We start from the raw sequence: 13,855 nt of genomic DNA on the forward strand, positions 1-13,855 counted from the left end.
CGCAGCCATTACCTATCGAGCAATCCAGTATTTATAATCTTAAATTTCTGACCGGAAGCGGTGTCGAATTGAACAATGTTATTCTCGGACAAGTTCACCTCAACCCGTTCCCCGTCAGAGGTTACAATAGCCCAAGTAGGATCTGTAAGTAGTGAACAGCTTCCTCCACTTAGAGATTGAATTTCTGCCTCTGCTAGACCGCCTTTGTCCCAGCGGATAAGCACCTCAAATCCACCGCGTGCGCGAAGCCCCTTGATCTCACCTTTTGGCCAAGCATCGGGAAGCGCGGGAAGGAGCTCCAAATAATGCTGATGCGATTGCAGCAGCATCTCAGCAATGCCTGCCGTCACTGCAAAATTGCTATCGATCTGGAATGGCGGATGCGCGCCAAATAAATTCGCATATACGCCCCCATGATCATAGAGCTCCATATCGCTCTCCTTCACGAGCCGAAGCGACTGGTAAAGGAGCCGCAAGGAGCGGTTCCCATCACGGAATCTTGCCCATAGGCCTACCTTCCAGCCCAGGCTCCAGCCCGTGCCATCATCCCCGCGTATAAGCAGCGATTGCTTCGCCGCCTCGAATAGCTCCGGCGTAACGCTTTCCGTTAATTGCCGACCGGGATAGACGCCAAACAAATGGGAAACATGTCGGTGATGCACGTCCGAATCCTCGAAATCCTGTGACCATTCCTGCAATTGTCCATGGCGCCCGATTTGCAGTGGCAGCAAGCATCCTCTTGCCGCTTCGAGCTCTGACCTGAAGACATCATCCATGTTCAGGCATAATGAAGCTTCAATACAATTCGTAAATAAATCCCAAATTAAAGATAGATCCATCGTTGCGGCGATACTTACGCCGAACGCGCCCGCTTTTGTCCTAAATTTATGCTCTGGCGAAGTGGATGGAGATGTCACGAGACGTCCTTGTCCGTCATCGATCAGCCAATCCAGACAAAACATTGCCGCTTCCCTCATAATCGGATAAGCTTGATCGCGCAGGTAAAGCTCATCCTTGCCAAAAGCAAAATGCTCCCACAAATGCTGAGCCAGCCATACGCCGCCCATCGGCCAGTAAGCCCATGCGGGATCTCCGTCCCCGTAATCGCCAACAGGCGCGGATTGAGCCCAAACGTCTGAATTATGATGCGCAGTCCAGCCTCGTGTGCCGTAATTCGTACTTGCCGTTACCGTACCGTTCACAGACAATTCGCGAATAAATTCCAGCAGCGGCTGATGACATTCGGCCAGATTACAGGTTTCAACGGGCCAGTAATTCATCTCCGCATTGATGTTCAGCGTCCAGTTGCTGCTCCAAGGCGGTCTTGTGTACTCATTCCATATCCCCTGCAAATTCGCAGGCTTCGCACCGGTTCGCGAGCTTGCGATCATCAAATAGCGCCCGTAATGAAACAGTAATTCTACTAATCCCGGATCGCTTGCGCCATAATCGGTAACCCGGCTGTCTGTCGGCATATCCGCAGGGGCCGTAGAATCACCTAGAAGAAATTCCACCCGATTAAATAAAGCTTTATAATCCGAGATATGCGCCGCTTTAATCTGGTCATATGACTTCCGAAGACCGTTGTTCATTGCGGCTCCCGCTTCCGCGCCGGCGTCTTTCCCCTCGCTGCCCGGAAGCCGATTAAAACCGTTGAAGCTAGTTGCTGCGCTAAAATAAAAGCAGACCCGCGTACTTCCATATACGTGAATGCCGTCCGCATCTACCTTCACGACTCCGTCCTCCGATCTTGCTTCTAGCAAGCCTTCGAAAGTCATCGCCTCTGATTGGGAGCCATCACTGTATACGATTGGTTTACTGTCGTTAAGATAACTAGGCGCCACATGCTCTGGTGCCTTACCCTTCATCATATAACGCTGCCCGTCTGTCTCTGTGCGATAACGAAGCGGACTATCCAAACGAGCATGGACGTCTATGGCTCCGCGCTCGCTTGCTTCAAGCCGCAGCACGATAAGCTGATCCGGATACGAGGCGAGCAATTCCCTTTTATACGTAATATCCCCGATACGGTATTCCACGCTCGACAATCCGTTTTCCAAATCAAGCGCTCTGCGGTAAGAATCATATTTATTGCCGTGCTCAAAGGATAAAAGCAAATCTCCAAAAGGAAGAAAGGATTGCGTATAAGGGCCCATCAATTGTTTAGTTTCAATATCCGCCTCCGCATATCGTCCCTCTTCAAGCAGCTTTCGCACCCGCGGCAGCGCCTCCTTGGCTCCGGGATTGTTACAGTCCTTTGGATACCCAGACCATAACGTGTCCTCGTTAAGTCCGATTCTCTCTTTCTCTACGCCTCCGAAAATCATAGCACCTAGTCGGCCATTTCCTATTGGAAGTGCTTCTGTCCATGCGGACGCAGGTTTGTTATATTGCAGCTTCATGCTTGCACCTCTCTTTAGCCATGTCATTTTAATGCTACCTATCATCTGAGGCCCCCGTTGACCTGGAGCTAAAGGATTCAAATGCTAGGTGATCTGCTTATCCAACCATACCGCTTCGTTCCATACTCTCTACGAAATGGCGCTGAACAAAAAGGTACATGATGATCAGCGGTAAAATCGCCATCAGCACCGCTGTATTTTGGATCATGGACAAATAAAGCGGATCAGGCTTTACCCACTCTCCCGGCGGCGTAAGGTAAAAGAAGATTTGAGCTGCCGCTGTGGACATCATGGACGACATCACTTTGGCATCATTCAAAATCAGCCCGGTGAAATAAGAATCATTCCACTGCCACACAAACGAAAATAAAGTAACCGTTATTACAGAAGGAATCGCGTTCGGCAATATAATTTTGGTAAATGTCCCAAATGTGCCTGAGCCGTCAACCAAAGCCGCCTCTTCCAGTTCCAACGGAATCCCCCTAAAAAATTGCCGGAAAATATAGACGAACAGACCCGTTTTCAGTCCCATACCTAGAGCCGAGGAAATGATGAATGGCCAATAAGAATTAATTAAGCTCAATGGCTGACCTTGAATAAATGACACAATGCCCAATATATCGAAGTTTTTGTATTGTAAATAAGTCGGAATCATAATGGTCTGCGGCGGCACCAGGATCGTAAAGATCACGCATCCGAACAGCAGGCCGCTGCCGCGAAACTTGATTCTGGAGAAGCCATAACCTGCAAGCACGCAAGAGAATGTCTGCAGAAACATCACGACGCCCGATAGCAGCACCGTATTAAGAAGTATTTTCGGATAGTTCAAGGCCTCGATGACTACTTTGAAATTTTCCAGCGTGAAATGCTTCGGGATCCAGACCACTGTTGCATCATACATATCGATCGGGTCTTTGATTGCAATCATAACTTTAATCATGATCGGGTATAAAATAATGAACGAAATGCCGCAAATCAATACCGACCGTATGAATATCCATAACCATGACTTCAGCTTGTTTATCCAGAAGCTCCCTTTGGCCATACGTTCCCAGAGCAGATTTACTAGTCCCCGTTTCGCAACTGCCGCTTTCGTTTTCATGTCGTCCCTCCATGCTGGTTAGTTGTAATAGAACACTTTTTTGGAAATGAGCATCACGACGATCCATAGGAAGACGGAAATGACCGCAAAATAAATCCAGGCCATCGAAGCGCTATATCCAAACTGGAAGGACTTGAAAGCCGTATCCCGGATAAGACTGGTTGTCGGACTGCTGAGCAAATTATCTATAATGGAGTAAATGACATTCGTCAAAATAAGCGGACTTATCATCGGGAATGTAATTTTCCAAAATGATTCGTAAGCCGTCGCGCCCTCGATCTTGGACGCCTCATACAAGGAACCCGAAATGGATTGCAAGCCTGCCACAAAGATCAGGATTTGCACGCCTGACGAGGTAACAATTTGGTAAATCCGGTTGACCGCACTTACCAAATATTCAACAATACGATAATCTACACCCGAGTTGAGAATCAGCTTGGCTAGTTCCAGATTTTGGAACATGGCGAACTCTCCGCTGGATTGCTGGCTGGCGTTATTAATGACGCCTTGCATATAATCGCCGCTTTCAATTGACGCGATAACGCCGGATGCTAGTATAACCGGAAGGAAGAAGATCGCTCTTGCCAGAGCTCTCCCTTTGAACCTCTGGTTGAGCAGCACAGCCGCGAATAAGCTGAAAATGACAATTAAGGGAACATTAATGACCATATTAAGGAGCGATTCCGTTAAGGTTCTTACGAAATGCTCATTTACAAACAAGACGTTTTTGTAGTTGGACCAGCCGGCAAACTGCATCGAAAATCCTGTTTCATCCACATTCAATGTATTGAAGCTGTAGCGCAGCGAGTTAATGAGCGGGACTAAAAACAGGAGCAGGAATCCGATAAACCACGGGATGATAAACCATATCCCTTTATACTTTTGCTTCTGATGCAGCGTCAGCCCGATTTTGGGTAGGTTCAATTGCGCTCGCCTCCAATAAGGTAACCCATCGATTCGACGGCATCTCCATTCACGTTGATCGCGTAATCGTTGTAGTTGACGATCACTGTCGTTCCGTCCTCGTAAGTTGTTTGATATAAGCCTTTTTCCAGCATCCTGTGATTTATGATCGGCTGGGTTTGTACCCCGCTTAGCACAGCATTGACCTCATCATAGGCGCTCTTCGCCTCGCCAATCCAATTCCGGTAGTTCGCCGAAAACAAATAATCGAACTCGGACCCCTTCACCGATGACGATTCGGCATAAAACCACGTAAAATTCAGATTCGCACCGGTCTCCAGCGCTTTCAGAACATGATGGCGCATCGTCTGCTCGTCGGCTATATTGAGTGCTTCACCCGCGTAATCGATATACCCATGAAGCGCAATTTCATAGAATGGCACCCCCCGATCCGTAATGTTATAGCCGCTGTTATAAAGTGGAGCATTGACTATATGGTCGGCATACGGAAGAGCCCACGCGTTGCCGCCTGACATCATCAGCTTGGATGAACCAGCCAATTTGGCAAGCTGCTCTAGCACGACCCGCTTCGTCTCTTCTCTGGTGATCATATGCCCGGCATTAAAGTCGGAATTCAGTTCTCCGCCCATATCGCGTAAAGACAGCCCGGATGCATCGAGGTTCCCATAGCTGCGCGCAAAGCTATTGATTAAATCGGGCAGCTTTTTCGGCGATAGCGCATAAGCCGTTCTCCCCTCGGTCTCCTTGAAATATCCCGCTGGATTGTAAGGATATATGTTCGCTAAAGCACCGGTAATGGTTCGCGAAGCTTCCTTCTTGGGACTAAAAGTCCAGCTGTCCTGAACGCTCATAAAAGCAGCGTCCGGGTACACCTCAATGCCATTTCGGTTCGTGTAATTAAGCAGCTTGGCGAACCCTTTCTTCCCTCCTAGCTTCTTGTCGACAGAGATGGAGGAAGGGCTGGAGTGGGCAATCCCCCCGTTAAACCAACCGGTATAGCGCAGCTTAATATTCTCGATCCCGTCTCCTTGAAGATCCTCTAAAATTTCCTGGGCTTGATCAAAGGTTGTCAGCGGCTGATAGGAATTGTACGGAACGCCAAGAAAAAACTTTTTCTTGGGCACCCCTCCGATTATTTCTACGAAGAAAGGAGTCTGCCCCTGCCCCTTCACTCTTTCAAGTCCATGCTTTTCAGTTAAATAAGTGCGGTAATAGGAAGCCATACCGGAATAGCTCGCCGCTTCTCCTTGCAAGAAGCCATATCGAATCGTAATATCTCCCTGATAAGGCTTCGCCTGAAACTTGGGCACTGTCTGGGTGGTCCAAGCGCCGGAAAGCGTCAGCGGCTCAAAAGCATTAATCTCGTAGCTGCTATGAACATAGTTATATGAGTTTGTTCTGCCGCTAATATCGGCCTCCACTCTGGCAATTCCATCCCCATCCTCAATAATTGCCACAAAGGCCGTATCGTCCTTCTTCATACCAAATACCGGCAGACGGGCAGGTGAGCCGCCGAGCGGTTTTAAGCGGCTGAAGCGGGTAGCGTCAATCCCATACAACGCATCCTTATAGGGAGCGGCATCCAGCTTGCCGTTATTCAAGTAAATTAGGGAGCCCGATCCATCCGGTACAAACATGTATCCTTCTTGTCCTGTCCCGGCAGCACCGAAATAAGGCAGCACCGCAAGCGTTTGCAAATAATAGCCTTTCGAATCAAGGCTCTCGGTTGAGACATGAACGACAAATTGATCTCCCGCCAGACGATAGGTGACAGGAAGCACGAACAGCGCCTGATTAGCCGCATTGCCGCCCGAGTTAGCCTCACGATCAACGTTCATTTCTTCCTCGTTATAACCAACCTCTGCGAATACTGCCAATGTTCTCTTCAAGGCCATTCCGTTTAGCGCAGCGTCCCAACGTTCGTATACCTGCTTTTCCGGATTATGCTTAAAGCGATTAAGCAGCTCTTTTTTGCCCTCGTCATCCTTAATTTTATCGAGAATGAGCGTCTGGAATCGTTTCTCGCCTATAACAGGCGGAATTTGCTCGAGCCCACGCAATTTCTCGCCGATGGTGTAGGTGATTTGAATCCCGTCGTTTAATTTCTTATATTCGAACTGGTTATACTGAACGCTTTGACTGAACGAATTATATTGCTGAGGTTTGCCAGATGCATCGGAAAAATGGAGCAGCAATTGGCTGGACAACATCGATTTGTTAATGCCTGACGCTTTACTGTCCTGTTCGCGGCCTTGCGGATTGGAATGCCAGAACGACCCGTCCCGCTTGTTTTTGACGGCAATCTCTGTCGTCTTGGCATCAAAATAGAGCGCTAATGATTCGTTCTCCGCCACCATCTCCATCGCTAATGTTTCGGCAGCTTGCGATTCGTTGGCGAATTGGGCCGGTGACTCCGTTGCCGAATTAGTTGGCTGTTCTGCTGCTGGTTCTGCTTTAGCTGACCCCGCTTCATCGGAAGGCTCTGCCGAGCTAATATACATGCTGCTTGCCCATGCAAGCATGCTGAATACAATTGCCGCAATCGTCATTCTCCAATTGCTTTTCACCCGTATACCCAACCTCCCTTCCTAGCTTCGCAATGAAATCTCGGTATAAACTGCAAGAACAAAACCTAACATCTCTTGCAGCAGACTAAAGAACAATAGAGCTAAAAATAGTATGATTCCCATCACCAACAAGGTAAGGGCCATAGTCACAACGGTTTTGGTTACTGAATATTGATGAACGGTCATTGTTCCGATAAATAGCAGCCAAATAAACCATAGCACCGCCAGCGATTCAATTAAGTAATAAAAAGATGCTTCCCGCAATGTAATGACGTTGCTGAGTAATGTATTCCCAAAACGCATGAGCACAAGCGGGAGAAGGGAATACCCTGTAGCCATAACGATTTCTTTAAATTTGCCTTCCCCGTCCATCAGCGTAGTCAGTGACCAATTCGATACGCACCAAAGGAAAAAGGGCAGCACAATATACTGCAGCTCGTTTATGCTGTTTAAATCACCGGGATAGTTGAAGTTGACGACATAACCGGAATACTGACGCAGTATGATCGTTGCAATCGTCAAAAGCAGCATGATTAACAACGAAATCCGGAGCTTCCCTTTATTTTCGTATTTCAAATCCCAGAACCCTTGGAACGGGTGAAAAAGTAAATAAAACGGATATTTGGTCATCTCACGTAACATTCGCCTTCACCTTTCCAGTCGTCCGTCTTTTTATAAGCCTCCAACACCAGAACGCCACACCAAGGACAATGACGACCGTCATGCCTAATCCAAAATAATTCCGCAAAATTTCTTTGCGGTACTTCCCAAGCGCTTTGGAGTAGTACTCTCTGTCATATCCTAAGCGGAGATTTTCCATCGCCAGCTTATTTTCTCCTTGCCTGAGCAGCGCTTTCCCAATACCGACATAAGCGATTTCATTATTGGCGTCCAGGTTAAGCAGTTCACTCCATTTGCTTTCCGCTTCATCATATTTGCCGGTGACTAGCAAATCATTGGCTTCATTAATCAATGTTCCGTAGCGGGTCGGGTTAAACACATTGATCCGGTTCATCCCCTGATCAAGCACGAAAAATTGCTTGCCTCTGCTTTCAAGGGCAATCGGCGTTTTGAATGTTCCTTCCTGATCCCCTATCCGGCCAAAAATATACAGCAAATTCCCATCCTCGTTGTAACTAAATATGCGGCCTTTTTTGGAATCAAGCACACTATACAATCCACTGTCGCCTACTTTTACATCGACAAGAATAGAACTTGCTTCGGGTGAACCCGAATATACGTCGCCCTTTGGATAGAAGTACCCTTCTCGCCGTAGCACGTCCACTCCGGTCGGGTTCAATCGTTTGACCGGATTGGTGGAGTTGATCTCCCCGGTTGTCGTATAAATAAACCCTTCCTGATCGACATCCAGGTTGTTGAATTCAATCGGGATGAATTGAGCCAGCTTGCTTCTTTGCGACTCGGTCGACAGTTGTTTCCAGAAATAATCCCATATATTAAACTTTACCGGATTGGTTCCCATAAACCCGGTGAAGCTTCCGGCCGCATCCAGCTCAATAATGCCGTCGAATACCCCTGTGCCTATCACATAGATGCGACCGGCATTATCCAGCGCAATTTTTCTTGGAAGGTATTCAAATCCAGCGCCAAAGATTTCCGACTTGGGGGCGCCGATTTCCCGTACGAACACCCCCTCATTGGTCAGTTCTACAACTCTACGATTATTGGTATCGGCAACATAGATGTGGCCTTTTTGGGTTACGAATATGCCTTGCGGGTTATTGAAAAGCTGCTGCTTGCCCGCGTCTTGAAACCCGCGAATTTGCCGAATAACGTTCCACTGTTCATCAAAGACGACAATCCGTCCGTTTCCGGCATCCAGCAAATACAGATGTCCATCACTAGCCACGTACATATCTGTTGGTCCATTGAATTTACCGATTCCTTGCTCGGCGCCATCGATGACCCTTTCCGGCAAATAAGCATTCGGTGTGCTTTTTGTCGTCCCCCAGTACGAATACGAATATCCCTCATAGGGCGCCGCTGCTTGCAGCGGCGCTGCAAACAAGCTGATTGCAGCGAGCAGCAGAGCGGCTACGCATATTGACTTCATGAGCTTCACTCGTCTCCCCCCTGCCCTATTCCTTCATTCCGGAAGATGCCATCGTCTGGATAATTTGACTTTGCGTAATAATGAACATCACAACCGGAACGACCATCAGCAGCAAGGCAACTGCCGCCCCGGCGCCTGCACGTGCAATGCCGCCTTGTATGATTTGACCCATCGCAAAGTGCATCGTTTTTAGCTCCTCGCTGTAAATGAAGCTGCCTCCGTCTGTTGCCCAAAGCATTTGAAATAACAATATAATAAGTGTGAACCATGCCGGTTTCACCAGCGGCATCACAATCGACCAGAAGATCCGGTATTCATTGGCTCCGTCGATCTTGGCAGATTCAAGTAACGCCATTGGAATTTGTTCGATAAATTGCTTCATTAAATAAAGCCCCAGCGGAAATGCAAATGCAGGGATAATAATCGCCCAATACGTATCGATCCAGCCAAGCCAAGACATGGTCATATAGTTCGGGATGGCCGTAACCTGTGAAGAAAACATCAAGGACAATACAACAATGCTAAACAGCGCTTTCGAGCCGCGGAAGTTATACTTGGCAAGCGGATAGGCTGCCGCGGAAGCAAGAATAACATGCCCTACGGTCCCGACAAGCGTAATAAATACGGTATTAAAAATATATCTCGAGAATGGAACCCAAGATTTCGCCATCAGGTGAAACAGGTCCGGAAAATTGTTTAATGTTGGGTTCCGGACAAAAATGGTAGGCGGAAATATAAAAAGCTCGTCTAACGGTTTGAACGCATTATTAATGGTATAAATTAAAGGGATGGCCATAAAAGCTCCAAACAAGCCCAGCAAGAGAAACAACAGGAAATTCACTTGCCAGGAACGATTGATTCTTTTTTGACCGCCTAATCGGAGCGAAATTCTCACGGACCTATTCACCCACCTTCCTAAGCATCTTCTGGATAATCAAGTTTGAGCCAAGCATGATCATAAACAATACCGTCGCAATGGTCGACGCATAGCCCATTTCAAACCGGATTGTACCGTAATCGATCAGATGCGTAACAACGGTATGGGCCGAATACTGAACGCTGGGAAAACCGGCTAAGTTCATTGCTACATCCGCCACAGCGAAGGAAGCTGTAATCTGTATGACCGCCCCGAACATAAGCTGCGGCCGCATGGACGGCAGCGTAATATACCACAGCTCCTGCCAGCGGTTACGGATGCCGTCCATAGCGCCAGCTTCAAACAGCGTTCGGTCAACTGTCTGCAAGCCGGCGATGAAGGCGAGAAAGCTGGTTCCCAGACTTAACCACAGCTGAACGATAATAATAATCGTCAGTGTATATTCCGGATTTAGGAACCACATGACAGGCTCATTAATAAACCCGAATTTCATCAAAAATCCATTTACGATGCCATATGAATCTCCAGAAAACATGATCTTCCACACAAAATAAATATTGCCGGAAATCGAAGGCGCGTAAAATATCAGCGTCATAAATGCACGCAGCTTCGGACCCAGTTCATTAATCAGCCAGGCAAATAAGAAACAAGCAATATAACTAATCGGCCCTGTAATAACAGCAAAAATAAACGTATTTTTTAATGCGATAAGAAAAATGTCGTCATCCAGAAATAATCGCGCATAGTTGCTCCAGCCGGCCCAGCGGGGGAACTCCAGCATATTGAAATAGGTCAGGCTGATCAGGATCGATATTGCAACCGGCAATACTGTAAAAATGAAAAACAGCGCCATATACGGAGCGATCAGCACATAGAGGTGCTTATCCCGCTTTAAATCCATGATGAGACGCTGCAATTTACCCGGATTCGGCTTCACGGCATTCTGATGCGAATGCCTTTTCGCTTTTGCGGGTAGTACATCTGAATGCTGCAATAGGTTCACCTCTAATTTTGTTTCAGATTAATTTCTTTTTGCTTGAATTCGATTTCGCGATTGATTTCTTCGACATAGTCATACAGCGCATCCCTTGAGTGTGTCCCATTGTTAATGACCTCCCTGAATGCATTATCCAGATTCCGTCCTGTATAGTAGCCCCCCGGAACTTCCGGAATGCCTTTCACCCATTCCCACTGCTTCTCCAGGTTCCGATAATCCTTCGTCGGCCAAGGCAGCTCTTTCAGCGCCTCGATATTGGCTGTCGGATAACGGGCAGCAGCCCCCATCAATCCTTCCATCTCCCTACCAAAGCGAACCTGTGCGTCTTTACTCGTCCACCACTTCATAAATTCCCAAGCAGCGTCCTTATCCTTGGCCTGATTCATCATAATAACGGCCGATCCACCGCTAGAGACATCGCGCCTAATTGTGCCGTCAGACTGCATAAGCCCCGGAACAGTGGTAAACTCCCACAGCCCTCTTATTTCAGGAGCCGAAACGGACAACGTATTATAGAAAGTATAATCAGTAATCGCCATCGGAATTTCGCCCGTCCTAAAGCGGGTTGTCAAATCGAACTGGAGCGGAAACTTATAATTGACGAAAAAATCCGTCCATTTCTTAAAGGCCTGCATGGAAACTTCTGAATCCAAAGCGCTCAATTCTCCGTCATTTTTATAAAACTCACCATCCTGCTGGTAAAGCATCATCGCGAATGCCTTGCTTGGTTCAAGTGTGGATACACCCGATGTTTCTGCGAGTGGCAGAGCGAATTCCATCTGATGCTTTTTCAAAACCGGAATGACTTCATAAATGTCTTCCCAGGTTTGCGGAACTTCGAGGCCAAGTTCCTTCAATATATCCTTTCGATAAAACAGCATCGGAAATACTTGCTGTTCCGGCAGACCAAAAACGGCATCTTGGAACTTGTAAGGCGTAATCGCACTGTCGCGAAACCTTCCTGCCACTTGCTCGTAATCGCTGAATGCTGTTAAATCGACAATGGCATGGCGCATCCCGTAATTGACAGGAATATCATTGGAAATCTGCATGGCGACATCTGGCCCCTGACCGGAAAGCGTAGCAGGCATGAGAACACTCGGGTTTACTAGCTTCAGATTCACGCTGATTCCCGTTTCCTTCGAAAACGTATCGTCAGCCATCGCTTTCAACACCTGTGCCTGGTCGCGTCCCGTACCGATCCATACCGTAACCGAACGCTCATTTGTACTTGTATTGCCAATACTGTTGTAATCGACGAAGAAGGAACTGGTTAACGTCCTTATTTCATGTTTTATTTTACTGATAAATGATGCTTTCGCTTTCGGCATTGGCTGTTCCGGTGAGGCCAACACGAAATAATCAATTTCTAATGGCTGCTCTTTTACCTGCAAAATCCACGTGCCCAAGCTTCCGACGTTTGTTTTGAACGATTCGAGGCGAGTTTGCAGCGTCTCCGGATGCGCTGCCAAGTCTTGCAATTGATAAGCCAATTTGTTCAATATTTCGATCCGATCGCTTTTTTCTCCGGTAATATCGATCATTTGGTCGAAAACTTTATTTAGAATAGCACTCTGCTTCTGAAAGACTTCGATCATTTCCGGTACTCTTTTTTCCAAATTATAATCACGGAACGGGTCAGGAACCCCGCCTGTAATCATCAAAACTTTACGATAAATCGCATTTAATTCCAGAATGCTTGATTGAACTTGGCGAATGTGCGGTGCAATCGAACCGAGGCTGACCTCTAGTTTCAACTCATGTGGTCCTTCCGTTAAATAAAACAAATACGGCTCTTCCCCATCGCCAATGGTGATCATCTGCCATTCGCTCGAATAATAAAACGGTATTTCCTGCACTTCCTGGAACGGAATTTGGTTATCAATCCGCAGCGTTCTTGTTGAATATACGCCTCGTAAAAGCTCTTGCCTGCCTTTGATGCCAATTTTATATAGTCCATCCTGCGGAACATCCATTGTCCATGTAATGGTATCGCCCGGCAGCTTCCAATTGGTTCCGCCAATCGTGTTAATCCGGATTTCAGATACGGACTGCGGTTCTGTGTTCGGGTTGGAGCGATCCGTAATCGGGTACAACGTTGGCGATGATTTAAACTGGGCCTCTTCGCCTTGTATCTTGATCATTTGACCGCTTGACGCTTTCAGCCCTTTTTCTTGATTTTGATTCTTGATCTCCTCATAGGTTGGAAGCTCATCAATTGGGCTTAGCTCGATAGCATCAATAATGACCGGCTCTTTTAATGAAACAAGAGTGATTTTATGCTTGCCGGCAGTAAAATAAAAGGAATAGGGCTTTTCATAATATCCTTCGGAATCCCGAAACGGCATTTCCTGCCATCCGAACACCTCTACCTGCCGGGGCCGGATATCATTGCCTCTGTTATCCCGCTCAATTTGGTCTTTATCGTTCGTCCATATCCGTGGAAACAGGAGGCTTCCCGCGCCGGAAAATGGAACCTTGCCATTGATCAGCAGCATCCGCTCAATAGACGAAGCTTTTCCTTCAACCGTATAATACCGGAGTGACAGATTGTACAAGCCCTCCTCGGGAACCGTTATCTCCCAATCCATAGAGCCCGAATCGCCGGTTTCCACAAAATCTCCCTGCCGGCCACCAACCGTGTTCAATCTCTTCGGTTCCATCCCATCCGCATGAGTAAAGGAACCGCCTGGAATAACGATTTTTCCTTCCGGCTCGTTTGCATTTTCATGCACTTGCCGATAGCTGTCATAGCTATCGGCTTGGAAAACAAATTCGTCAAAATGATCCGGATTGTTGCTCGTTTCCGCATTCGCAAGAAGCGGCTTTAACCAGCCGCTCTCCGAGGGAACCATCATGGTGCACAGAAGCAGTAAAACAACTGCAGCGCGCAATACGTTAGGCATTTTCAA

The 13,855-nt window shown here is 47.4% G+C and carries 9 protein-coding genes; all 9 read right to left on the reverse strand.

Going from position 1 to position 13,855, the window contains the following annotated elements:
* Window positions 1-8: 8 nt before the first annotated feature.
* The gene (locus tag A7975_RS07370) at window positions 9-2,402 is read right to left on the reverse strand and encodes a glycoside hydrolase family 95 protein (protein ID WP_141680217.1); all 2,394 of its coding nucleotides are present in this window, start codon (window positions 2,400-2,402) and stop codon (window positions 9-11) included.
* A 97-nt stretch (window positions 2,403-2,499) separates the two neighbouring features.
* Window positions 2,500-3,504, reverse strand: coding sequence for a carbohydrate ABC transporter permease (locus A7975_RS07375; protein ID WP_082198022.1), 1,005 nt, complete (start codon window positions 3,502-3,504; stop codon window positions 2,500-2,502).
* Window positions 3,505-3,522: 18 nt separating this feature from the next.
* Window positions 3,523-4,428: a carbohydrate ABC transporter permease gene (locus A7975_RS07380; protein ID WP_065384654.1), complete on the reverse strand. Its 906-nt coding sequence runs from the start codon at window positions 4,426-4,428 to the stop codon at window positions 3,523-3,525.
* Entirely contained in the window at window positions 4,425-6,995 is a 2,571-nt protein-coding gene (locus A7975_RS07385) for a DUF5696 domain-containing protein (RefSeq protein ID WP_065384655.1), read from the reverse strand. The genes A7975_RS07380 and A7975_RS07385 overlap by 4 nt, the downstream gene beginning before the upstream one ends.
* Window positions 6,996-7,016: 21 nt before the next feature.
* Entirely contained in the window at window positions 7,017-7,637 is a 621-nt protein-coding gene (locus A7975_RS07390; RefSeq protein ID WP_065384656.1) for a Yip1 family protein, read from the reverse strand.
* Window positions 7,627-9,069 carry a hypothetical protein gene (locus tag A7975_RS07395; RefSeq protein ID WP_065384870.1) on the reverse strand — a complete coding sequence of 481 codons (1,443 nt, stop codon included), beginning with the start codon at window positions 9,067-9,069 and terminating at the stop codon, window positions 7,627-7,629. Before A7975_RS07395 ends, A7975_RS07390 begins: the two co-directional genes overlap by 11 nt.
* Window positions 9,070-9,094: 25 nt before the next feature.
* Window positions 9,095-9,964 (reverse strand): carbohydrate ABC transporter permease, encoded by an 870-nt coding sequence (locus A7975_RS07400; RefSeq protein WP_065384657.1) that lies wholly within the window; start codon window positions 9,962-9,964, stop codon window positions 9,095-9,097.
* A gap of 4 nt (window positions 9,965-9,968) precedes the next feature.
* A complete protein-coding gene (locus A7975_RS07405) occupies window positions 9,969-10,847 on the reverse strand; it encodes a carbohydrate ABC transporter permease (protein ID WP_082198081.1) in 879 nt (292 codons plus the stop codon).
* A gap of 104 nt (window positions 10,848-10,951) precedes the next feature.
* A complete protein-coding gene (locus tag A7975_RS07410) occupies window positions 10,952-13,849 on the reverse strand; it encodes an extracellular solute-binding protein (protein ID WP_141680218.1) in 2,898 nt (965 codons plus the stop codon).
* Window positions 13,850-13,855 lie beyond the last annotated feature (6 nt).

The sequence above is a fragment of the Bacillus sp. FJAT-26390 genome (genome assembly GCF_001682865.1).
GTDB lineage: Bacteria > Bacillota > Bacilli > Paenibacillales > Paenibacillaceae > Pristimantibacillus.